Source organism: Flaviramulus aquimarinus, assembly GCF_039543205.1.
Lineage (GTDB): Bacteria > Bacteroidota > Bacteroidia > Flavobacteriales > Flavobacteriaceae > Flaviramulus_B > Flaviramulus_B aquimarinus.
The window spans coordinates 366217-389336 of record NZ_BAABJH010000006.1 but is presented as its reverse complement, the minus strand read 5'-3'; the positions used below and the strand labels follow the sequence as shown (position 1 = coordinate 389336).

The 23120-nt window shown below is 31.6% G+C and carries 20 protein-coding genes and 1 other RNA gene; 11 read left to right on the top strand and 10 right to left on the bottom strand.

What is annotated here, in order from left to right; all coding sequences use genetic code 11:
• The coding region (locus ABD941_RS13250; protein WP_345274623.1) for an Ig-like domain-containing protein at nucleotides 1-3038 on the bottom strand (3038 nt) is incomplete at its 3' end.
• Between the two features lie 480 nt (nucleotides 3039-3518).
• On the opposite strand from ABD941_RS13250, the gene ABD941_RS13245 reads away from it, so the two are divergent.
• The 4 genes from ABD941_RS13245 (at nucleotide 3519) to ABD941_RS13230 (ending at nucleotide 7712) form a co-directional block, all read left to right on the top strand.
• The gene (locus tag ABD941_RS13245) at nucleotides 3519-4004 is read left to right on the top strand and encodes a SixA phosphatase family protein (RefSeq protein ID WP_345274622.1); all 486 of its coding nucleotides are present in this window, start codon (nucleotides 3519-3521) and stop codon (nucleotides 4002-4004) included.
• Between the two features lie 107 nt (nucleotides 4005-4111).
• Nucleotides 4112-6175 (top strand): polyphosphate kinase 1, encoded by a 2064-nt coding sequence (gene ppk1, locus ABD941_RS13240; RefSeq protein WP_345274621.1) that lies wholly within the window; start codon nucleotides 4112-4114, stop codon nucleotides 6173-6175.
• Between the two features lie 3 nt (nucleotides 6176-6178).
• A complete protein-coding gene (locus tag ABD941_RS13235) occupies nucleotides 6179-7084 on the top strand; it encodes a Ppx/GppA phosphatase family protein (RefSeq protein WP_345274620.1) in 906 nt (301 codons plus the stop codon).
• A 100-nt stretch (nucleotides 7085-7184) separates the two neighbouring features.
• Nucleotides 7185-7712 carry a porin family protein gene (locus ABD941_RS13230; RefSeq protein ID WP_345274619.1) on the top strand — a complete coding sequence of 176 codons (528 nt, stop codon included), beginning with the start codon at nucleotides 7185-7187 and terminating at the stop codon, nucleotides 7710-7712.
• On the opposite strand, the gene ABD941_RS13225 is transcribed toward ABD941_RS13230, so the two are convergent.
• From ABD941_RS13225 to dnaX, 3 genes are read right to left on the bottom strand one after another with little or no spacing between them, the layout of a single operon-like run.
• A complete protein-coding gene (locus ABD941_RS13225) occupies nucleotides 7709-8290 on the bottom strand; it encodes a MiaE family protein (RefSeq protein ID WP_345274618.1) in 582 nt (193 codons plus the stop codon). The two genes, ABD941_RS13230 and ABD941_RS13225, sit on opposite strands and share 4 nt — an antisense overlap.
• A 3-nt stretch (nucleotides 8291-8293) precedes the next feature.
• Nucleotides 8294-8833: a DUF4738 domain-containing protein gene (locus tag ABD941_RS13220; protein WP_345274617.1), complete on the bottom strand. Its 540-nt coding sequence runs from the start codon at nucleotides 8831-8833 to the stop codon at nucleotides 8294-8296.
• Nucleotides 8834-8873: 40 nt separating this feature from the next.
• Nucleotides 8874-10628: a DNA polymerase III subunit gamma/tau gene (gene dnaX / locus ABD941_RS13215; protein ID WP_345274628.1), complete on the bottom strand. Its 1755-nt coding sequence runs from the start codon at nucleotides 10626-10628 to the stop codon at nucleotides 8874-8876.
• 220 nt (nucleotides 10629-10848) lie between these two features.
• Here dnaX and rnpB point away from each other — a divergent pair.
• Nucleotides 10849-11221, top strand: an RNA gene (gene rnpB / locus ABD941_RS13210) — RNase P RNA component class A.
• Between the two features lie 59 nt (nucleotides 11222-11280).
• Here the strand turns inward: rnpB and ABD941_RS13205 are convergent.
• From ABD941_RS13205 to ABD941_RS13185, 5 genes are all read right to left on the bottom strand, one after another.
• Entirely contained in the window at nucleotides 11281-12033 is a 753-nt protein-coding gene (locus ABD941_RS13205; protein ID WP_345274616.1) for a hypothetical protein, read from the bottom strand.
• A gap of 35 nt (nucleotides 12034-12068) precedes the next feature.
• Nucleotides 12069-12587, bottom strand: coding sequence for a nuclear transport factor 2 family protein (locus tag ABD941_RS13200; protein ID WP_345274615.1), 519 nt, complete (start codon nucleotides 12585-12587; stop codon nucleotides 12069-12071).
• A 169-nt stretch (nucleotides 12588-12756) separates the two neighbouring features.
• Nucleotides 12757-13296: a 16S rRNA (guanine(966)-N(2))-methyltransferase RsmD gene (gene rsmD, locus ABD941_RS13195; RefSeq protein ID WP_345274614.1), complete on the bottom strand. Its 540-nt coding sequence runs from the start codon at nucleotides 13294-13296 to the stop codon at nucleotides 12757-12759.
• Nucleotides 13296-14117: a DUF3822 family protein gene (locus tag ABD941_RS13190; RefSeq protein WP_345274613.1), complete on the bottom strand. Its 822-nt coding sequence runs from the start codon at nucleotides 14115-14117 to the stop codon at nucleotides 13296-13298. Before ABD941_RS13190 ends, rsmD begins: the two co-directional genes overlap by 1 nt.
• Nucleotides 14101-14835, bottom strand: a complete 735-nt coding sequence (locus tag ABD941_RS13185) for a hypothetical protein (RefSeq protein ID WP_345274612.1) — start codon at nucleotides 14833-14835, stop codon at nucleotides 14101-14103. Before ABD941_RS13185 ends, ABD941_RS13190 begins: the two co-directional genes overlap by 17 nt.
• 128 nt (nucleotides 14836-14963) lie before the next feature.
• Between ABD941_RS13185 and ABD941_RS13180 the strand changes: the two genes are divergently transcribed.
• The 6 genes from ABD941_RS13180 to ABD941_RS13155 all read left to right on the top strand — a co-directional run bounded on the left by ABD941_RS13180 (nucleotide 14964) and on the right by ABD941_RS13155 (nucleotide 20312).
• Nucleotides 14964-16391 (top strand): ATP-dependent DNA helicase, encoded by a 1428-nt coding sequence (locus ABD941_RS13180; RefSeq protein WP_345274611.1) that lies wholly within the window; start codon nucleotides 14964-14966, stop codon nucleotides 16389-16391.
• A 148-nt stretch (nucleotides 16392-16539) separates the two neighbouring features.
• Nucleotides 16540-17112, top strand: a complete 573-nt coding sequence (locus ABD941_RS13175; RefSeq protein WP_345274610.1) for a DUF4126 domain-containing protein — start codon at nucleotides 16540-16542, stop codon at nucleotides 17110-17112.
• Between the two features lie 45 nt (nucleotides 17113-17157).
• Entirely contained in the window at nucleotides 17158-17886 is a 729-nt protein-coding gene (gene kdsB / locus ABD941_RS13170; RefSeq protein WP_345274609.1) for a 3-deoxy-manno-octulosonate cytidylyltransferase, read from the top strand.
• Nucleotides 17877-18581 (top strand): HAD family hydrolase, encoded by a 705-nt coding sequence (locus ABD941_RS13165; protein WP_345274608.1) that lies wholly within the window; start codon nucleotides 17877-17879, stop codon nucleotides 18579-18581. The genes kdsB and ABD941_RS13165 overlap by 10 nt, the downstream gene beginning before the upstream one ends.
• Nucleotides 18582-18679: 98 nt before the next feature.
• Nucleotides 18680-19762, top strand: coding sequence for an iron-containing alcohol dehydrogenase family protein (locus tag ABD941_RS13160; RefSeq protein WP_345274607.1), 1083 nt, complete (start codon nucleotides 18680-18682; stop codon nucleotides 19760-19762).
• A 1-nt stretch (nucleotide 19763) separates the two neighbouring features.
• Entirely contained in the window at nucleotides 19764-20312 is a 549-nt protein-coding gene (locus ABD941_RS13155) for a 1-acyl-sn-glycerol-3-phosphate acyltransferase (RefSeq protein WP_345274606.1), read from the top strand.
• Between the two features lie 168 nt (nucleotides 20313-20480).
• Here the strand turns inward: ABD941_RS13155 and ABD941_RS13150 are convergent, their stop codons facing one another.
• Nucleotides 20481-23078 carry a zinc-dependent metalloprotease gene (locus tag ABD941_RS13150; protein WP_345274605.1) on the bottom strand — a complete coding sequence of 866 codons (2598 nt, stop codon included), beginning with the start codon at nucleotides 23076-23078 and terminating at the stop codon, nucleotides 20481-20483.
• Between the last annotated feature and the right edge of the window lie 42 nt (nucleotides 23079-23120).

The window sequence follows — 23120 nt, the reverse complement described above, 5'->3', positions numbered from 1 at the left end:
AAGGTTATATCTGCTGAGCAAAGTCCTGCATCCACACCTTGGCTAATATCGCCAGGACAGGTAATGGTCGGATTGGTGTTATCAGGTACAGTAGAAACTTCAAAACTATCCGAAATAGTACATCCATTTGAATCTGTGACTGTAACTGTATATGTTGCTGCAGAAAGATTAGATAAATCTTCTGAAGTTTCTGAATTACTCCAAGCATATGTGTAAGGTTGTGTACCTCCAGAAATGCTAATGTCTATAGCTCCATTTGTATCGCCAAGACAAGCTACATCGGTAATACTTTCTATAGAAAGCTCTAATTCATCTGGTTGGGTAATGGTTACATTTATAGTATCTGAACAATCATTATCATCTTTTACATAAACGATATAATTATTTGCGCTTAGATTACTGAATGTACCAGTAGTATTAGTAAAATCAATATTATCTAAACTATATGTATAGGGTACATTTCCACCTGTTGCGTTAATTGTAAATGATCCATCAGATTCTCCATTACATGTAACATTTTCTCTGTCCGCAGTTACTTCTGAAAGTGAAATATTGGTAATAGTAACATCAAATCCACAAGTTAATACATCTGTGCTACCATCTGGATATGTGTATGTAGCTGTGTAAGTAACACCAGTTGTACCATCAGGAAATAAGTCTCCTGGGTTATAATTTGATGTCACAGCAAAATTTACGCCATCCAAACATGCTGTATCTAATAATACGGCATTGTAGTAAATTCTATCTACTTCAATTTTATCTCTTGCATTTAAATTAGTACCATTATCATCAAAACTAAACCTTAATCTATAAGCTCCACTTGGAATGGAACTTGGTATGGTTATGGTTTGCAATCCATTTGATGAAAGCCCAGTAACGGTATCTGAAAAAACAACTGTGTTATTATCAAGAACTTCCAATGTCCAATCGAAAATACCACTTGGAATAATAATTTCCATGTTTATAATTACTCCTGAAGTTGTATCAAAATAGGATAATGGTGCAGTAAAATTAACATCTGTACCACTAGATTGAAATAATCTTAAATTATTATTACCAATTCTTTGTACTCTATTATAGTCCCAACAGGTATTACCACTTTCGGGCAAATCAAATTCTACATTAAAAGAATAATTATCACCTGGAGAAGACGTACAGCATTGGTAAGAAAATTGAGGTGGCAACCATGAAAAAGGTGTGCCAGAACCATCTATACTACATGCTGTATCTATGGTTGGAGGACAACCATCAACAATAATTTGACATGGTATAGAGTCAGGTTCTGTAACTGTAGCTGAATTGTTTGCAGTACAGCCATTAGCATCAGTTATTAATACACTATAATTACCAGCTGCTAAACCTGTGATATTTTGATTTGTTGAGCCATTATTCCATAGGAAAGTATATGGGGCAGTACCACCGCTTACTGATAAATAAATAGCTCCTGTTGTATCTCCATTACATAAAACATCATCAATTGTACGTGTTGAAGACAATTCTTGAGATGGCTGGTCTATGGTATAATTTTGTGTAATTGTACAACCGTTAGCATCAGTTACTGTAACGGTATAGTTTCCTGCAATGACATTATTTAAATCTTCAGTTGTATCACCATTATTCCAAGAAAACGTATAAGGTGTTTTACCACCGGATACAGAAATATCTATATTTCCTGTTGCTTCTGTTCTACAAGATACATCTGTTGCAGTTCCTGTAAGTTCTAAATTATCTAAGATAATAGGGTTCATAGGAAAGTCATTTTCACATTGTGAAAACATACTTCTGATAGATAAACTATAAGAACCTTCAGGTAAATTTGTAAAATCTGGAGAACTTTGGTAAGTGCCATTATTTAATGAATACTCATATTCTGCATCTAATGGGCTAGTTACCGAAATTATAAAGTTATCGCTATTTGGATCACAATCTATATTAATAGTTGGTTCAGGTGGTAAATCAACAAAAGATAAGGTTACCGTAGCCTGATCACAAACAGATGTGTTTGGTGCAGGTAAGCATACTTCATAATCAAATACAACATCCCCAGTATATCCAGCAGAAGGCACATAAGTATACGTTCCATCAGTATTTAAATTAAAAGACTGTCCAGCTGGTGTAGGACCAGATATTAAGCTATATGTTGAATTATCAGGTACATTATTAACTAAATCTAAATCGCCACTATAGCCTGTGTCAATACAATTTAGTTCTTGTTGATCAACAGCATATTTTTGTAGTAAAAAGAATTTACCATCACCATGATCACTTGTTGCTCCAACAAATTCAATTTTAGAAATTTTAGAGCCTGTAGGTGCAATGTCATTTAAATAAAATAAACCAATTGCAATAGTTTGTCCATTTTGATTACAACGACCAGAATGCCAATAATCAGATCCGCTATTTGGTGAAGTAAAATTACAACCGGTGTAATTTCCACTATTTCTAATAAAAGTTTCACCTAATTTTTGTTCAACGCCTCCGCCAGCGGGGATACCCCATATTTCGATATAAAAACAGTTGTTTCCTCCTCGTTCTGTAACGGCTAATACGCCATCTGAGTTAGATGGAATTGCTGGATTATAAAAAATGGTTTGTTTTTGAGCGTTAGTAGTAGCAATAGCGTTAAAATCATTGCAAATGTTTTGGCCATTGGGGTTTGCATAAAAATAATGGTTCAAATTTTTATCCTGAAAAGCTGAAAGCGCTAAGGTGTTCCAATTTGAAACATTACTTGCCGAAGCTGTTGTAACACCATTTTCTATTAATCTGTTTGGACTGTGACCACTTGGTCCTAGTCTGGTCATTTCATAATCTGAAGGAACAACAAAAGTGTTGTACACTGTACTGTTTATGGTAATAGACTCAATAGTAGCTGGGTCGCTTAAGTTAGGCTGTGTATCAGACCATTGAAACGTAACACCTGTCTGTATAGAAGGCGATTGCTGTGCGGTTAGTAAACTAGAAAAAACAATAAAAAAGACTAAAAAGATAGCTTTTGTTATGTTTACGACAGAAATACAATTGTATTTATTTCTCATAATATTGTATATAAAATAACTATAAATATCTGTAATGCTTTTAGTTATAAATCGTTTATTGCCATAGAATGCTATAGCAATAACTATTTATTTCTTAATAACACTATTGTTTTTAACTAAAAAAGAGGGATATATTACTTTAAATGTAATAATGGATAGATTAATATGTTTTTGATTTGGGGTCATAATAATTTTGTATTTTTTAGTAGGTCATTATTTGGTAGGTAAAACAAAAAACGTTATCCGAAACTATTTAATCAAAAAAATATGCTTAGACACTTATAAATTCGACTAAATGCTATTGGTTTGTTGTTCATCGATAATATAATTTGTTTCATCGATTTATGTTATTGTTTAATTAGTTTTATAGTTTTTTAACACTATTAAGGTCATTATTTTATAATTTATGAGACAAATAAAGTTCTTTTTATCGAAAAAAACAACTTTTTGTCGATAAAAAACGCATTTAATCGAATATTTATGAAAAAAGTAATTTTAGTAAGACACGCTAAATCATCATGGAAGCATAATGTTATTGATCATGAAAGGCCACTTAACAATAGAGGATATAGCGATGCGGATTTAGTTTCTAACTACTTTGTAGAAAACAAATTAGATATTGATATTATTGTTTGTAGTGATGCAATACGTACTAAAACAACATTGGATATATTTATTTTAAACTTAAATATTGACAAAAGTATTGTTCATTTAAGCCATGATTTATACGACTTTTCAGGAGAAAACCTTGTTAAGGTTATTAGGAGGTGTGATGATTCTATTACCAATCTTATGGTTTTTGGTCATAATCATGCTATTACTGCTTTTGTGAATACTTATGGCGACCATTATATTGATAATGTGCCAACATGCGGCGTGGTTATTATAGAATTTGATATAGAAAAATGGAATAACCTAAAACCAGGTAAAACTATTAAAACCTTATTTCCTAGAGATTTGAAGTAATTATGTGTTTTTTCAAACATTTAGTAATTTCATAATAGTTTTTTGGCTTATAATTAAGCTTAAATAGAATATATTTGTTTTTCCAATCTAAATTTAAAAAAATCTAAATGACGAAGATAGAAACTGTAAATAACAGCTATGTCAATAGAGAGATAAGCTGGTTGCAATTTAATGCGAGGGTCTTACAGGAAGCTGCAGATGATACAGTACCTTTAATTGAGCGGTTGCGTTTTTTAGGTATTTTTTCTAATAACTTAGATGAATTTTTTAAAGTAAGATATGCTACGGTAAAGCGTATTGTTGAAGCGGGTAAAGATGGTAAAAACCAACTAGGAGGAATAAAAGCTAAGGAATTACTTGAGATTATTACTCAAATTGTTATAAAACAACAAAGTGAAAGTGTCGCTATTTTAAATACAATAGATAAACGATTAAAAGAAGAGAATATTTATATCATAGATGAAACTCAAATTGATGATGTTCAACATGATTTTATTAAAAAGTATTTTATAAGAACAGTAAGCCCTGCATTGGTTACTATTATTCTTAATGATTTAGTAGTGCTTCCTAATTTAAAAGATAGTGGTGCATATTTAGCAGTTCGAATGTTAATGCCAGGTGATAAAAAGCAATTTGCATTAATTGAAATTCCTAAATCTGTAAATAGGTTTGTTGAATTGCCAAAAGAAGGAGATAAGAGTTATATAATCATGATTGACGATTTATTACGTCATTCATTGAGCGATATATTTAACATTTTTGATTACAAAAGTATATCTGCTCACATGATTAAAATAACCAGAGATGGAGAATTAGATTTTGAAAGTGACCTGAGTAAAAGCTTTATTGATAAAATATCAGATAGTGTAAAGCATAGAGAAGTTGGTGAACCTGTTAGGTTTGTATACGACAAAACCATTCATAAGGAAACTTTAGAATACCTTATGTCTAAAATGGGTATTGATGATACTGATAGTATAATACCAGGTGGACGATATCATAATAGAAGAGACTATATGGGATTCCCTAGTTTGGGAAGAACCGATCTTATGTATGATAAAATTGAAGCGTTACCCATAAAAGGGCTTAGTTTTCAAGAAAGTATCTTTAAAGCTATTGCTAAAAAAGATTATTTACTTTATGCACCTTACCAGACGTTTTCTTATGTTGTTAAATTTTTGAGAGAAGCTGCTCTGGACCCAAAAGTAAAAACCATAAAGATTACGATTTATCGTCTTGCAGAAATTTCACATATAGCGAGTTCATTGATAAATGCAGCTATTAATGGGAAATCAGTTACTGTTTCTATAGAGCTTCGAGCTCGGTTTGACGAACAGGCCAATATTGATTACGCACAGCAAATGGAAGATGAAGGTGTGAACTTAATTTTTGGTGTAACGGGTCTTAAGGTACATAGTAAAATGTGTGTTATTGAGCGTGAAGAGGGTAAGAAAATAAAGCGCTATGGTTTTGTTAGTACAGGGAATTTTAATGAATCTACCGCTAAAATCTATACCGATTATACGTTGTTTACCGCTAATCAAAAAATACTTAAAGATGTAAATAAAATTTTTGGCTTCTTTGAAACCAATTACAAAATTAATACCTACAAGCATTTAATAGTATCTCCACATTATACACAAAAGGCGGTTTTTAGGTTAATTGATAATGAGATAGAAAGTGTTAAAAATGGAAAAGAAGGTCTTATCAGGTTAAAAATGAATAGTATATCCAGTTACACTATGATTGATAAACTATATGAGGCAAGTAGAGCTGGTGTAAAAATTCAAATGATCGTAAGAGGTATTTGTTGCTTAATTCCTGGTGTAAAAGGTATGAGTGAAAATATTGAAGTGATTAGTATTATAGATAAATTTTTAGAACACTCAAGAGTTTATATTTTTGGCAATAATGGTGATTCAAAATTATATATATCTTCGGCAGATTGGATGACAAGAAATATTGACAATAGAGTAGAGGTAAGTTGTCCAATTTATGATGAAGAGATTAAGAAAGAAATTATTGAAACGTTTAACATTAGTTGGAGTGATAATGTTAAAGCAAGAGTATTAAACGATTCTCAAGAAAATGAATATAGAATTAATGATCAAGAAAAAGTAAGGTCGCAGTTTGCTGTTTATGATTATTATATTAAAAAATTAGAAAACTAATATATGCTATCAATAAAAAAATATGCTGCCATAGATATTGGTTCCAATGCGGTTAGATTACTTATTTCAAATATTATAGAAGAAAAAGGAAAGCCTGTTATATTCAAAAAAAACTCATTAGTTCGTGTTCCTATTCGTTTGGGTGCCGATGTATTTATAAAAAACAAGATTTCTAAAGAAAACACAAAACGTATTTTAGATACCATGCTGGCTTTTAAATTACTTATGAAATCCCATAAAGTAGTAAAATACAAGGCTTGTGCAACTTCCGCTATGCGAGAGTCTAAGAATGGAAAACAAGTCGTTGATTTAGTTTTAGAGCATTCTGGTTTAAGTATAGATATAATTGAAGGCGAAGAAGAAGCGGCAATTATTGCAGCTACGGATTTGAATAAGTATATAGACCCCAATAAAACGTATTTATATGTTGATGTTGGTGGTGGTAGTACAGAGTTTACCATAATACATAGAGGAAAACAAGCTGCTTCTAGATCTTTTAAAATCGGTACAGTAAGATTGCTTAATGATATGGTTAAGAAAGAGACATGGCAAGAATTGCAAGAATGGATAGGATTGCATGCTAAAGGTTATCATAAAATTGATGTAATAGGTTCTGGAGGGAATATTAATAAAATATTTAAAGTTTCGGGTAAATCTATAGGGAAACCGCTTTCTTATTTTTATATGACATCTTATTATAACATGCTTCAGACTTATTCTTATGAAGAGCGTATAACTGAATTATCGTTAAACCAAGACAGAGCCGATGTTATTATTCCAGCCATGCGGATTTATCTTTCAGCTATGAAATGGAGTGGTGCCAAAAACATTTATGTTCCAAAAATCGGATTGGCAGATGGCATAATAAAAAGTATCTATTACGATACGGTTTCTAGCAATACACAGTAAAATTGTGCATTTTACCCTTTATAATTGTAAAATTTTAATTTTATAATATATATTCGTATCCATATAATTACTTAATAATTATATCCCAAACCTATTAATTATGAAAAAAACATTACTATTAACAGTACTACTTAGTTTTTCGTTTTACGGATTTTCTCAAGACGTAAAGTATGGTGTTAGAGGTGGTTACACAATTTCACATATAGATTTTGATGGTACACCAACAATGGAAAACAAGCATAGAAACAGTGTTTATATTGGTTTTTTAGCAAACATTAGTTTATCCAAAACCTTATCTTTAATGCCTGAATTACAGTTTTCTGCTGAAGGCGCAAAAACTGAAGCACTTAATTTAGATTATATTCAATTACCGATTTTATTAAAGTTTAGAGTAAGCGAAAAAATCCATGCTGGTTTAGGTCCGCAAATAGGAATTAAAGTACATAAATATGAAGATGGGCTTAAAAATTTAGCATATTCTGCAGTTGTTGGAGTAGAGTACCGAATAAACTATGCCATATTTGCTGATGTAAGATATAATTATGGTATTCGAAATATTTTTGATGATAATTTAGGTATAACAGCTAAGAATAGAAATATTCAATTGGGGGTTGGTTATAAATTTTAACCGTGAATAGTCTCTGTTGTTCCAAGATTACTTATAATTTTACTCTCATAATCAAGAAGTTGTTGCCATTTGGTATCAACTTCTTTTTTTTCGCCATATTGTCTAGCAAAGCCTAAAAACATGGTGTAATGATTGGCTTCACTAATCATTAGGTTTCTGTAAAACTCCGCTAATTCTTTATCTTCCAGTTCCTCAGAAAGCAGCCTAAAACGTTCGCAGCTTCTAGCTTCTATTAATGCAGCATATAATAAACGATGTATCAATTGTGTGGTTCTACTACCACCTTTAGGGAAAAACTGTAATAGTTCAATAACATAATCGTCTCGTCTGTCACGTCCTAATGTCCAGCCCCGAGCAATAATTTTATCGTGAACCATTTTAAAATGACTAATTTCTTCTTTTACCAAAGCAACCATTTCCTGTACTAACTCAGTATATTCTGGGAAACTGACTATAAGTGAAATAGCAGTGCTAGTTGCTTTTTGCTCACAAAAGGCATGGTCTGTTAATATTTCTTCAATATTTTTTTCAACAATGTTTACCCAACGTGGATCTGTTGGAAGTTTTAACCCTAGCATAGTTTATATAATATTTTTAGTAAGATTTCTTTGATTAATTTGCATCATACCGTTTTTATCAATTTTCAAAATAAAATCTTTAAACGTATCTGTATTTGGAATATGGAATGATGTATTTAAGTATATATTACTTTTGGCTGAAGCTTCATAGTCTATCCATACATATTGCATAATTGCTTTTGTCCAAAAATCAGGATTTTGAAACTTGTTAAAAAGGGCTTTACTAATACTACTTTTGTTAATTATATTACCATCCTTTAAAACTTCAATTTTAGCCTCAAAATTTTTGTAGTGCACTTTTGTTATAGTGTTTTTTTTATTTTTTACAATTTTAACAATATCATGGTTCTCCAAAGAATTGTACTTTATTTTAATTTGAAAGCCATTTTTTAAAATGGTATCTGTAGCGATTATTATAGGTTGTTCGGGAATGAATTTTATTTGTTGGCTAAATACATTTAAAAGATTCCCTTCATGTAAAACCTCGGCGTTTATTTTGTGTATTCTATCCCTTCCGTCACAGCTTATTAATGTGATTGTCAAGATTAAAAAAAATATTTCTAATCTACTTATATATAGAATTTTAAACATCTAAATCGAAAGTTTTTCTTAAAACATCAATGTTTGGATTTTTGTCCATTAATTTTTCAAATTTATCTTGTGCTGTATAGGCATATTTCTTTTCCATAATTTCATTTACAGAAATAGATAAACTGATATCAAAGTTATTTAAAGTTTTTCTAATAAAGGCTAAAAGATCGTATTGTTGACGTTCTACTTCTACTTTATTTGTGGCATTAGGAAACTCTAAATGGATCGTGTTATCTTTTACTTTAGGAATATCAATAGACAGAATAGACGCTAAATTATGCTTGCCATCTTCCCGTATTTTTTCAATAAATGTATTCCAGGCACTTATGAGTTCTTTTTCGGTAAAAGGTTCTTTTGGTAGATTTTCTTCGTCTATAACAACATCAATCTGTTTAATAAGATGTTCTTTTTTTGCTTTTATACTACTTAAGGAAAGACCAGAAGTACGCTTTGTTTCTTGCTTTAAAACAATTTTTGGAGGTGCTGCAACCTGAAACGATTCTACTACTTTTGAGTTTGTTACTGTAGTTTTAAGTTTCCCTACTTCTACTTTTTTGCTAATAGAATTGGTATCAGCAGATATATCATCATTACTTTTTTGTTCTGAAACTTTTACAGGAATAGGCGTAATACCTTTCTTTTTAAAGTAAGATGCAGGAATTATGTAATGTTTACTATTTTTTTTTTCTCCATCAAAAGTGATAGAGGCAAGCTGCATGATACATAATTCAACGAGTAAGCGTTGATTCTTACTGGTTTTGTATTTAAGGTCGCAATCGTTTGCTAAGTTAATACCTTGCATTAAGAATTGTTGCGAAGTTTTTTTGGCTTGTTCTAAATATTTGGCTTTGGTTTGGTCTCCAACTTCCAAAAGATCTATGGTTTCTGGTGTTTTACTTACCAATAAATCTCTAAAATGCGATGCTAAACCAGCAATATAGTGGTGGCCATCAAAACCTTTAGATAATGTATTGTTAAACTGAAGTAATAATTCTGGAATTTTATTTTCTAGAATAAGATCAGTGCTTGTAAAATAGGTTTCGTAATCAAGCACATTCAAGTTTTCCGTAACGGCTTGCCTTGTCAAGTTTTTACCGGAAAAGCTAACCACTCTGTCAAAAATGGAAAGGGCATCACGCATAGCGCCATCTGCTTTCTGAGCTATAATATGTAAGGCATCATCATCTGCAGTTACATCTTGTTCCTCTGCTATATATTTTAAATATATTTTAGCGTCTTTCACCGTAATGCGTTTAAAATCAAAAATTTGACAACGCGATAATATGGTTGGGATTATTTTATGTTTTTCGGTAGTTGCTAAAATAAAAATACAATGTTTTGGAGGTTCTTCTAAAGTTTTAAGAAATGCATTAAAAGCAGCTTGAGATAGCATGTGTACCTCGTCAATAATATACACTTTGTACTTTCCAACTTGTGGCGGTATTCTAACTTGGTCTGTTAAGCTTCTAATGTCATCAACCGAGTTGTTTGATGCGGCATCCAATTCAAAAATATTAAAAGCAAAATCCTCATCATGGGTTTCTGAACCATCGCTATTAATCATTTTAGCCAAAATACGTGCACATGTTGTTTTTCCGACACCACGTGGACCTGTAAATAATAAGGCTTGTGCTAAGTGATTATTTTCAATAGCATTCAATAAAGTATTTGTAATAGCCTGCTGACCAACAACGTCTTTAAACGCTTGTGGTCTGTATTTCCTGGCTGATACTACAAAGTGTTCCAATTTTACTGAATTTATTTGTATTGATACTGTTTTAATATCTAGCATCTTACGCGATGCTTTTTGATTATGTAACAAAGTTAAAAATTCGGGTTAAAATTAAGAATTCTAAGTATCCAAATTATCTATAGTTATTAACAATTTATGTACTTTTGCACTCAAGTAAATCGCCTTATCGCTTTTGTGCTGAGCTTGTTTCAGCATCTTAATTCTTTTTAACTTTAAAGTTGATTTGAGAAGGTACTGAAATAAGTTCAGCATTTGAGAGGAAAGTCCGAACACCGTAGTGCAACATAGTGGTTAACAACCACCAACCGTGAGGTTAGGAAAAGTGCAACAGAAAGTATGTACAGGTCATGCTGTAGTGAAACCAGGTAAACTCTATGTGGTGCAATGTCATGTAAACCAACGTGCCGATAATTATCGGGAGAGGGTTGCACGCTCGATTGTTGGAGGGTAGACAGCTAAAGTGTATTGGTAACAATGCACTCAGATAAATGATAAGGTATTCCGTTCTTTTTTCAGAATCCCGATAGCTATTGGGATTGAAACGAGTTTAGGATGAACAGAATTCGGCTTATAGATTTACTTTAGTATAAAAAAACCCTTCTTGTGACTCAAGAAGGGTTTTTGGTTAAAAGTTGATTGATTTTGATTATTCTTCTTTTGGCGCATAAGATAAATCTGGACGCATTTCGCCACTATACTCTTCCATACGAGATGTGTAGTTCATAACTTTACTAAAAACTTCCCATCTGTCAGGGCCAAGTAATTCATCATTAGCTTTTCCTCTCGTAGCTGAATCAATTTCATCTTTAGCAGAAATAGAAACCATATAATAGTTCTCCATTTGTCCAAAACCATTTCGATATACGCGATAATATGATTTTGAACCTTTGCTAGTAAAGAACTCTTTTACGGCCTTCATGCCTTCACGCATTTTTTTAGCATTTTCTGGAGTATAGTACATATAAAACCACTTGCGATAGTTTTCATCGGCTGGAGCATCAGCTTTATCTTCTGGCATATAGGTTAGTTCATTGTCTCTTACTACAATATAAGTGCCATGTGAGTCATAGCATTTATCAAAGCGAGTAAACATATCTCCAAATTTGTCACCCATGGCTTTTGCCATATCTGCAAAAGGTCGCTCATCTAATTCAGCCATATTCTCAATAGGTGTAATGTAAAAATATTTAAAATCGTTGCTCATTGCTGTATACCATGTACCTTGAAAGTTATGTTCAACACAGGCTGCATTGAATTCTTTGGCAATTTTTTCATATTCCATAAACTTGGAAGGTCTCACGTTATCTTGATGAATCTGATAAGCCTGTTGTGCTTGTGATACATTACAAGTCAAGCATAAAAATAATACCAATAATACTGTTGTTTTAATTGTCTTCATAATTTTTAAAATTAAGGATTGGTTATTTAAATTTGTTACTCAGCATCTTCAGTTTCTTCTTCTTCTTCAGCAGCAGCAGCGATTTCAGTAAGAGCTTGATTGATACTAGATGTATCATAGTATGCATACTCTTGAGTAATTTTACCATCAACAAATTGCACCGTTAAATGTACTGGAACAGAAATACCTTTCTCGGTTTTATTTGTTTCACCCATCCAAGTCCCCCAGTAATTTACCCAGGTTTCTTTGTTTTTATCAATAATCATTTCATAAACTTCACCTTCATCAGAAAATTTATAAGCAGAAAAATTGGAAAGCATTTGTTTCATTCCAGCCATAAGTTGATCTGGCGATGAGCCTTTGTTAGTGTTATGGAAAATCTTAGCAGAATCAGCGAAATTGGCTTTCCAAGCATCCCAGTTTTGAGCTTCATAAGCTTCAATACCTGCTTTTAAGGTTTCAATTTCTGGAGAAGCTTCAAAATAACGTTGTGGTTGGTTTTGGCAAGCAACAAAAAGAATGATAGCTAGCCCTAATAAAAAAAGTTTTTTCATTGGTTAGTGGTTTTTAATTAATTAATAGTTAACCACAATATAGATAGAAAGTTCATGCTTAAAATTAATTAAACATTAATTACGTTTAAAATTGTGTAGACACTGGGGTACTATCTTAGGGAGGAAACCAATTTACTTAAAAAAAGGGAATTATAAAAATAAAAAGAGATTAAACGATTTCAAAAAAGCTAAACATATTACCACCATAGCTCTTAGAATAACTAAAATTAACTAGTTTTGATAGGTCTGTATGTTTAGAATGTTCAACTATTAATAGGCCATCTTCTAGCAAGATATTATTTTGAAAAACGAGTTCTGGAATTTTAGAAAATTGCTCATCAGCAAAGTCATATGGTGGATCGGCAAAAATAATGTTTGCTTGTATTTTAGTTTTTTCTAAAAATTTAAACACATCACTTTTTATAGTTTGAATAGGCATATCAAACTTTTCAACTGTTTGGTTCATAAATTTGATACAACCAAAATCTTGATCTACAGATGTAATTTGTTCTGTACCTCTTGATGCAAATTCGTAACTTATATTACCCGTTCCAGCAAATAAATCCAATACAGAAACAGCATCAAAATAATACAAGTTATTTATGATATTGAATAACGATTCCTTTGCCATATCTGTAGTTGGCCGCACAGGTAATTTTTTAGGTGCTATAATTTTTCTGCTTTTATATAATCCTGATATAATGCGCATTAAAAACTTTTTAGTAATGTAAAATTTGAATAATTGGTTTTCAGTGTTTTAGTATATGTGTAAGTGTCATTTCTATTTCCAAAGCTAATGTGCCTAATGTATCTATAAGCGATGTTATATAGATTGTCATCTTTAGCAATTTTGCCAATAAAAACTAATTCTAAAGTTTCTGGGTCTAGATTTAGCTGTTCTGTGGTAAAGAGTATGTAGTAAATAAAATCTTCTTTTGTACGATACTCAAAAGTATTGTATAATAATAGTTTTGATTTTTCTACCCCAATAATTTCAAAATGATTTTCGCTAACGTTAACATATAGTTTAGCCGAATCTTCATTTTCTTCTTGGTATAAAATATCTTCTATTAAAATAGTAGAAACATGTTTAAATGTAAAAGTACCAAATCGTTCATATATAAAGTTGTTAATATTTATATATGGCACATACACATTAATACTATTATTTATACTAATTGAGTCATAAGTGATAAAATCAGACTTTAGTATTTTAGAATTAAACTTTAAATAGTCAGCTAGGTAATCTTCATTAAATAAAGATTTTGGAACTAATGTAGACAAGTCATTATCATGAATAACAATAACTTTAGAAAAGGTGTCATTTAAGGCATCTTCTGTTTTAAACTGTTCTTTTAGCTTATCTAAAACTTCTAAAGGATTTAGTTTTTTATTAAAGAACAATTCTTTTAAAACACGTACTGTATTAGAATCTTTGTTTAGTATACAAAAAGAAAATCCACTCAAACTTATTTGAATGGACAATTCTTGATTTTTTATTTTATTTGAACTATTATTCGGCAGAGCCATAAGTTTTAGGCCAGTTTCCAGTTGTATTAACTTCTTCCATAGAACCTACTTTTAGAACATCTCCATTAACACCATCTACAGATACAACTTGGTTTTCTTGCATTACAAGGTCTCTATTTTGATCAGCTAAAATGACATTCTTTTTTACAGAAGCTTCAAACACTGGTATATTTATATCATTTTGTTCAATAAATCCAGCTTCTAGTTTGAACTTTTTACCTTCTGCATTAGGTACGTTCATCATAGTTTTATAACGATTAGAGTTTTTAAATAAAGAGTCTTTAACAGGTTCAAAACCTAATGTATCTATAATTACAATATCTTTAAAAGTATCAACACCATAAGTTTTTGTTAGTACTTCGTCAATAATACTAGAATCTCTACGCTGTGTTATCGTATATTCTGCAGTATCAATAAATTTAACCAAATTATCAAAATTGTTAGCAAAATTACCTGTTACTTGTCTATGAGCAAGTTGTGCATCTCTAATATCTATTAAACTAGAAATTACTGTTTTATAACGTTTGTTTTTTAACTTATTGAATTGAATGGGTTCATATATAGACATATAGGTTTGATACCCTAAAAAACCTATTAATAGCCAAAGTGCAATATTTAAAATTGGTTTAAATTTAGTAGGAATAAATTTGTCAACTAACTTAACCAAGCCAATTGTAACTAATATCACTGCAACTGCAATAAGAATAAATGTCAACATAGTATGTTATTTAATTAAAAGATTGTTATTGGTATTTAGCAAATCTACAATTTTTTTTTAATCGTAAAAACCAAAGCGAGTAAAAATCATTCTATCTTTGGATAATTTATAATATTACACAATCTTAAATGACTGCATCAGAGTTTTATTTACTCACCAAATCACAGTTTCCGTTTCAGCCAACAATAAAGCAAGATATTGTTTTGCAACAGCTTTCTGAATTCATTTTTAGTAAAGCTCCAAATGCACTTTATGTACTTAAAGGCTATGCTGGTACTGGTAAAACAACTATTGTTGGTACTATTGTTACCAATTTATGGAAAGCTAAAAAAAGTGCTGTTTTAATGGCACCCACTGGTAGGGCAGCTAAAGTTATATCCAATTATTCAAAGAAAGAAGCTTTTACAATTCACAAAAAGATATATTTTCCTAAAAAAGAAAAAAATGGTGGCGTAAAGTTTGTTTTGCAACCCAATAAACATAAAAACACCATTTTTATAGTAGATGAAGCTTCCATGATTCCAGATACACCTGGTGAATCTAAGCTTTTTGAAAATGGCTCGTTGTTAGATGATTTAATGCAATATGTGTATTCTGGGCATCAGTGTAAGTTGCTTTTAATTGGTGATACGGCACAATTACCACCAGTAAAATTAGATATCAGTCCTGCACTTGATGAAAATAGAATTGCACTAAATTATAATAAAGAAGTTACTAGAATGGAATTAGACGAAGTGGTCCGTCAAGAACAAGATTCGGGTATTCTTGCTAATGCTACAGTTTTAAGAGAGGCCTTGTCTAATAGCTTTTACGATGCCTTTAAATTCGATTTGGCAGATTTTAAAGATATTGTCAGACTTATTGATGGTTATGAGATTATGGATGCTATTAATGATGCTTATAGTGAATTAGGAAAAGAGGAAACTGCTATAATCGTAAGAAGTAATAAACGGGCTAATTTATACAATCAGCAAATTAGGAATAGGATACTTTTTAATGAAAGCGAATTAACAACGGGTGACTTTTTAATGGTTGTTAAGAATAATTATTTCTGGATTAAACCAACTACTGAAGCTGGTTTTATAGCCAATGGCGATATTATAGAGGTTTTAGAAATTTTTAATATACAAGAGCTTTATGGGTTTCGCTTTGCGGAAGTTAAAATACGGATGGTTGATTACCCAAAAATGCGACCTTTTGAAACGGTATTGCTTTTAGACACAATTAATGCTGAAACGCCATCTTTACCTTATGAGGAATCCAATAGATTATACCAAGAAGTCATGAAAGATTATGAAAGCGAAACCAGTAAGTATAAGAAGTTTTTAAAAGTTAAAGGCAATAAGCACTTTAATGCTCTTCAGGTTAAGTTTTCGTATGCCATTACTTGTCATAAATCTCAAGGTGGCCAATGGGAAACCGTTTTTGTAGAACAACCTTATTTACCTAATGGTATTGATAAAGATTATTTACGATGGTTATATACTGCAGTAACCAGAGCTAAAGAAAAATTGTACCTAATAGGTTTTAGTGATGATTTTTTTGAGGAATATTGATTGGTTTTTAGGTGTAGTTCCAGACAAAAAATATTGGTATACCCTTGCCAAATAGAAACTTACAAGTAATCTTCATGAATCTATGTGTAAGAATCTAAGCCATTCAGAAAAATAATTTAACTTTGATTTACGAACTTTGTAAAAATTAATGGATTTAACCATAGAAACTATAATTAGTGTTTGCCTTGGTGTTGGTTTATCAGCATCGGTTGGATTCAGGGTGTTTCTACCATTGTTTGCTTTAAGTTTGGCATCCTATTTTGATGTCTGGCAACTTAATGAATCGTGGCAATGGATAGGAAGTACAGCTGCATTAATCACTTTAGGTGTGGCTACCATTATTGAAGTCTTTGCTTATTTTATACCATACATTGATAATTTATTAGATACTATGGCAGTGCCATTGGCAGCTTTAGCAGGAACAGCAATTATGTTATCTACGGTTGCCGATTTAAGCCCTGTAATTACTTGGTCCTTAGCAATAATAGCAGGAGGAGGCACTGCCGTTGCAGTGGCAGGAACATCAAGCACTGCACGATTAGCATCAACAGCAACCACAGGCGGGTTGGGTAACCCTATAGTGTCTATGGTTGAAACAGGTGTATCTATTATTATGTCCATTGTTTCTATATTTCTGCCTATTTTTGGTGGTATTCTTGTAATTATTATATTATTGATAATTTTAAAATTATATAAAAAGTTTAAATCAACTAGTGTATAAAACCTATAAAATTATACTATTTTTGAAACGTAATATTTTTAGTAGATGAAAATAATTTCAATGATTCCTGCACGTTATGCAGCATCACGTTTCCCAGGTAAGCTTATGCAAGATCTTGGTGGAAAAACCGTTATAACAAGAACTTACGAAGCTACTGTGGCTACAAATTTATTCGATGATGTTATTGTTGTTACCGATAGTAATATTATTTATGATGAGATTGTAAGTAATGGGGGAAAAGCCATGATGAGTAAAAAAACTCACGATTGTGGTAGCGATAGAATAGCTGAAGCCGTTGAGTTTTTAGATATCGATGTTGTTATTAATGTTCAGGGTGATGAGCCTTTTACAGATAGGGAATCTTTAGTAAAACTTATTGAAGTCTTTAAAAATGACTCTAGTAAGGACGTTGATTTAGCTTCATTAATGGTTCATATTACGGATCTTGATGAAATTAATAATCCTAATACTGTTAAGGTTGTTCTAGACCAATCAAATTTTGCCTTGTATTTTTCACGTAGTCCAATCCCATATCCAAGAGATAAAAATGTTGATGTTAAGTATTACAAACACAAAGGGGTTTATGCTTTTAGAAAAGAAGCTATTTTAGATTTTTATAAATTACCCATGCAATCTTTAGAAGCGTCTGAAAAATTAGAGCAATTAAGATATTTAGAATACGGTAAACGTATAAAAATGGTCGAGACCAATGTACAAGGTGTTGAAATTGATACTCCTGAAGATTTAGAACGTGCAAAAAAATTATGGAAATAAATTATCAAAACATTAAGGTTATTGGCTTTGATGCTGATGATACGCTTTGGGTTAATGAAACCTATTTTAGAGAAGCTGAAATAGAATTTGGTAAACTATTATCGCAATACGAAACACCAAATAAGATTGATCAAGAGCTTTTTAAAATGGAAATTAACAATCTTCCTTTATACGGCTATGGCGTAAAAGCGTTTACATTATCTATGGTAGAATCTGCTTTAGAATTATCAAACTATAATCTATCTTCAAAAACTATTGAAGCTATTTTGAATATAGGAAAACATATGCTTAATAAGCCTGTAGAACTCCTCGATGGTGTAGAAGATGTTTTGAAAAGTTTATCAACTAAATACAGACTAATACTTGCTACAAAAGGCGATTTACTAGACCAAGAACGAAAGCTTGAAAAATCTGGGTTAACTGATTATTTTCATCACATTGAAGTATTAAGCGATAAAAAAGAAGATAACTATTCAAAATTACTAAACCATTTAGATATTAAACCATCTGAATTTTTAATGATAGGTAATTCATTGAAATCTGATGTTTTACCATTAATCCATATTAAAGCCCATGCCATTCATGTACCATTTCATACCACTTGGGCGCACGAGCAAGTTACCGAAGAAGAAACAAATGGAAAAAATTATAAGACGATTAAGAGTTTAAGAGCGTTATTGCAATTATTGAATTAAACAGATGGATGAAGAAATTTTAATAAATCCAAGCATTTTTAAATGTATAGAATTTAAAATAATAGTATTTTTGACATTTGTAAAAGAAAACATGATAAATGAGTTATAAAAACTTTCCAATGGTGCCAAGAGTAATTTTTGGTAGAGGTAGTTTCAATCAATTAAATGATGTTTTAGCTTCAAAACGCTTAGGCATAAATGCACCTTTTATTTTTTTAGTAGATGATGTATTTAAAAATAACTCTTGGTTAACATCTAGGATACAATTGTCCTATGATGATAAAATTATTTTTGTTTCAGCTGAAGAAGAACCTAAAACCTCACAAGTCGATGATCTTGTAGAAGACATTATTTTAATGTCTAAGCAACGTCCTTCTGGTGTTATAGGTATAGGCGGTGGGACATTATTGGATTTGGCAAAAGCCGTTTCTATAATGTTAACAAACGAAGGAAGTGCTAAAGATTACCAAGGTTGGGATTTAGTTAAAAGTAAAGCCATATATCATGTTGGAGTACCAACCATATCTGGAACAGGAGCAGAAGTTTCAAGAACTACAGTGCTTACTGGCCCTGAAAAAAAACTAGGTATAAATTCAGATTTTACGCCCTTTGATCAAGTTATCTTAGATTCAGAACTTACTAGAGGGGTTCCTAAGGATCAATGGTTTTATACCGGTATGGATTGTTATATTCATTGTATAGAATCTTTAACAGGTACCTATTTAAATGCATTTAGTGAAAGCTATGGAAACATGGCTTTAGATTTGTGTAAACAAATATTTTTAGAAGACCATCTTTCTGATATTGAATCTCAGGAAAAATTGATGATGGCTTCGTGGCATGGCGGTATGAGTATTGTTTATTCCCAAGTTGGGGTGGCCCATGCTATGAGTTACGGTTTATCTTATCTACTAGGAACAAAACACGGTATAGGTAACTGTATTGTTTTTGACCATTTAGAAGAATTTTATCCTGAAGGCGTTAAGCTTTTTAAGCAAATGAAAGCCGAACATGGTATTGTATTGCCAAAAGGGCTTTGTGCAGATTTAAGTGATTCAGATTTTAATGTCATGATTAAGGTTGCTTTAAGTCTAGAACCACTTTGGGAGAATGCTTTAGGTAAAAATTGGAAAAAAATAATTACTCCAGAAAAGTTAAAATCACTTTATCAAAAAATGTAGTATGCAATGGTTGGCCAAGCTTATTTATTATAAAATTTTAGGTTGGCATGTTGTTGGTAATACAAGTTTTTCAAAAAATACGATAAAAAAAGCAGTTATCATTGCTGCTCCCCATACCAGTTGGCACGATTTCTACATCAGTATATTATTGCGTGCAATTATAAATATAAAAACAAACTTTGTTGGAAAGAAAGAATTGTTTGTATTCCCAATTGGTTTGTTTTTTAAAGCCTTAGGAGGAGCTCCTTTAAATAGAGAATCTAATGAAAATAAAGTTGAGGCTATTGCTAAGTTATTTATGGATAATGAGGAGTTTAGAATTGCTTTTGCTCCCGAAGGTACTAGAAAAAAAGTAAAAGAATGGCGTACAGGTTTCTACTATATAGCAAAACGAGCACAAGTCCCTATCATTATGTTTACCCTCGATTTTGAGAATAAAGAGAATAGAATTTCAGAACCGTTTTATCCTACGGATAATATAGCAGCAGATTTTCAATATATGCACAATTTTTACAAAGGTGTAAAAGGTAAAATTCCTGAATATTCTTAATTGTCTTGAGCAGTATAATGTGGCATAGTAATTGTTTCCTAGATAGTATAGCATATGAAACATAAAGTAAACAATTATTTGTTCCTAAAAAGAAACATCAGCTATTCCAAAACGCAAAAGCTACTTCGTTAAACGAAGTAGCTTTTTTTTATGAATTAAATTTATAATCTATTTAATCTCTTTTATAGCATTATCAATACGTGTTCTTAAATGTTGTTTGTGGGCTCTCGAAGCTATATTGCCAGAAGGTGCAGCCATTGTTCTTATAGCCTTTAAATTATATAAAGCCATAGATTTTGAATTATGTGTAAACTTACTGTTTTGTTTTCCCGTTAACATACCTATCATCATGTTTACATATTCCAGTTGTAGGTTTTGCCTAAAAGAATTTACATTGCTATAAATATCCGATTTAAAAATAGCATTGTTCAAGTCTGACATAAATGTAGATAAGCTGTACTTATTACCGTATAATTCAGAATCGGTTATGCGTTGCAATGTATTTGGATGAAGCAAGTGTTTTAGTACAATTTTTTGATATCCTAATACTTGTTTATGGATCTTGGGATCTTCTGGAGCATCCCTAAAATCAAACCCTCTACGTTGTTTGGCCAGATAATTATATAAATCATTAGGTGCATTAAAGGCATTAGATGCAAATACATAGTTTTTTAAAGCATTCATTGCTCTTTTTTGGTCTTCTAAGCTCACAGGCGTATAAGGCTGTTTTCCACCTTTTTGCCCAGCCATGGCCCGATTAACATAAACCCCACCTATATATCTGGAAATAATATTTGAAGCACTTGCTTTTTGTCCGCTAAGACTTAGGTAAACACGTCGTAATTCTTCATAAGACTCATCATTCTTAATGAATTTAGTTTTAGCTGTTTTCATTAAATCATTGGCTAATTCAATACGATCAATAGCATAAGCTATAGCATCACTAGATAGATCGTTGACCATTACCCTTGGATCAATGGCTTTTCCGGGAGAGCGCATATCATCAGCATCATTACCAAAAATAAGTTCTGGTCTTGTAGATAAACTTAATAAATCAAGTTTTTCTTTATCTGTTTTAAATGGCGTATAACCAAATTGTATGGCCCACATATCATAAGGGCCAATAGTAACATCGTCATATTGTCCTTGCTTACTTCGGTCTCTAGTTATGTTTAAGGTTGCATAATCCATGACTGATGCTGTTAAGCATTTTCCTTTTATGAATTCTGGATTTCCCAATTGTTCAGGGGTAAATAACTGACTAGCTTTCATGTTATGGTTTAAACCTAAGGTATGGCCAACTTCATGCATAATCAATGCTAGCATAGATTCCCTTTTAATACGTTCCATTTCTAAATCTGAAGCATCAGTTGCAGAGGCTACGGCATTAGCAAACATTAAATCCTCATGCATTAAATGCCCTAATGAACAACGCATATCTTTATGATATTCAATATGTTCTTCGGAATGGTTTGAATTAGTTCCTTCAAGTAATTTATCATAAAATACTCTAGTTGTAAAATGTATAAACTCAAGCATAATGTCTGCTCCTAAAATTTGTCCTGTTTTTGGGTTAAAAAATCGAGGGCCGTAACCACCAAAAAGTGGATCTGGAGAAGAGGTCCATCGTAATACATTATATTTTATATCTCCTGCATCCCAATCGGCATCATCTGGCTGAACGTTTACTTGTATCGCATTTTTAAAGCCTGCTTTTTCAAAAGCAACGTTCCATTGTAAAACGCCTTCTTTAATAGTTTCTCGCCATTCTAAAGGTGTTGAGTTTTCAATCCACCAAGTAATAGGTTCTACGGGTTCAGATAGTTCTGCTTCAGGATCTTTCTTTTTTAAATGCCATCTGTGCACTAGATCACGATAAGCAATTGTTTTTGTTGATGTTTGGTCATCAACCTGAGTTGTAAAATATCCAACTCTTGGGTCATCATACCTAATTTCATAGTCATTATCAGGCATAGCTATTAGACTATGGTGTACTTTAATACTAACATTTCTGCCGTCAGAAATAGCATTAGACCCACTATTTAAAACCGATGGTGATGAATACACATATTCAATAACTAAATCTGTGTTTTCTTCATAATTTTTAATGGCATTAATCTTTGTTTTAGTTTTGCTCAAACTGCCTAATTTAAAAGCTTTTGAAGATTTTCCAGGGTGGCTAGGGCTTTTTATTTGAGATAATGTTTCGCTTAAAAATAATCCGTCTGCCTTAATTAAATAAAGTCCTTCTTTTGGATCTTGTGCTTCTATTTTTAAACTAGCCATATTGCCATTGCTAATATTGGCGTTTTTGGATTTTGAAAGTGGATTTTCTGGATCAAAATAAAATGATGTGTTTTGTGTTACAAATTCTATTTTATTAAAATACTTTTCAATTTTAAATACTTTTGAACCCTTATATATACCCCTTGCAGTACTGCCAGCATCTTTAACGCCATCAGCTATTTGGCTAAAATAAATATACTCTTTGTCTAATTGACCTTCTGAAATTAGCATTTGTATTGCCCCTGTTATAGTATCTTGGTAAATCGTAAATAAACCTTCAATTTTTTTACTACTTTTTGTTAAGTCTTTAATTGTTTTATCTTTTGACTTTTTAACTGGAGGCTTAGCTATTACTTCTGTTTGGTTTTTCTTTTTTTTCTTCTTTTTAGTTTGAGCATCAATATGCTGAGGCGCTAAAAATAGGAGCGAGGTAAATACTAAGCAAACAAATTTGAATGCACTTAATTTTTGTAGTGTCATAATATTAGAAAACGATTATAGGAGTTATCCTAGTTACTTGAA

Coding starts and splice junctions, on each gene's coding strand:
- ABD941_RS13155 (WP_345274606.1), top strand. CDS start 19,764: ATGCAATGGTTGGCCAAGCTTATTTATTATAAAATTTTAGGTTGGCAT.
- ABD941_RS13200 (WP_345274615.1), bottom strand. CDS start 12,587: ATGAAAAAACTTTTTTTATTAGGGCTAGCTATCATTCTTTTTGTTGCT.
- ABD941_RS13165 (WP_345274608.1), top strand. CDS start 17,877: ATGGAAATAAATTATCAAAACATTAAGGTTATTGGCTTTGATGCTGAT.
- ABD941_RS13225 (WP_345274618.1), bottom strand. CDS start 8,290: ATGCTAGGGTTAAAACTTCCAACAGATCCACGTTGGGTAAACATTGTT.
- ppk1 (WP_345274621.1), top strand. CDS start 4,112: ATGACGAAGATAGAAACTGTAAATAACAGCTATGTCAATAGAGAGATA.
- ABD941_RS13230 (WP_345274619.1), top strand. CDS start 7,185: ATGAAAAAAACATTACTATTAACAGTACTACTTAGTTTTTCGTTTTAC.
- rsmD (WP_345274614.1), bottom strand. CDS start 13,296: ATGCGCATTATATCAGGATTATATAAAAGCAGAAAAATTATAGCACCT.
- ABD941_RS13150 (WP_345274605.1), bottom strand. CDS start 23,078: ATGACACTACAAAAATTAAGTGCATTCAAATTTGTTTGCTTAGTATTT.
- ABD941_RS13180 (WP_345274611.1), top strand. CDS start 14,964: ATGACTGCATCAGAGTTTTATTTACTCACCAAATCACAGTTTCCGTTT.
- ABD941_RS13245 (WP_345274622.1), top strand. CDS start 3,519: ATGAAAAAAGTAATTTTAGTAAGACACGCTAAATCATCATGGAAGCAT.
- kdsB (WP_345274609.1), top strand. CDS start 17,158: ATGAAAATAATTTCAATGATTCCTGCACGTTATGCAGCATCACGTTTC.
- ABD941_RS13190 (WP_345274613.1), bottom strand. CDS start 14,117: ATGGCTCTGCCGAATAATAGTTCAAATAAAATAAAAAATCAAGAATTG.
- ABD941_RS13235 (WP_345274620.1), top strand. CDS start 6,179: ATGCTATCAATAAAAAAATATGCTGCCATAGATATTGGTTCCAATGCG.
- ABD941_RS13175 (WP_345274610.1), top strand. CDS start 16,540: ATGGATTTAACCATAGAAACTATAATTAGTGTTTGCCTTGGTGTTGGT.
- ABD941_RS13205 (WP_345274616.1), bottom strand. CDS start 12,033: ATGAAGACAATTAAAACAACAGTATTATTGGTATTATTTTTATGCTTG.
- ABD941_RS13185 (WP_345274612.1), bottom strand. CDS start 14,835: ATGTTGACATTTATTCTTATTGCAGTTGCAGTGATATTAGTTACAATT.
- ABD941_RS13160 (WP_345274607.1), top strand. CDS start 18,680: ATGAGTTATAAAAACTTTCCAATGGTGCCAAGAGTAATTTTTGGTAGA.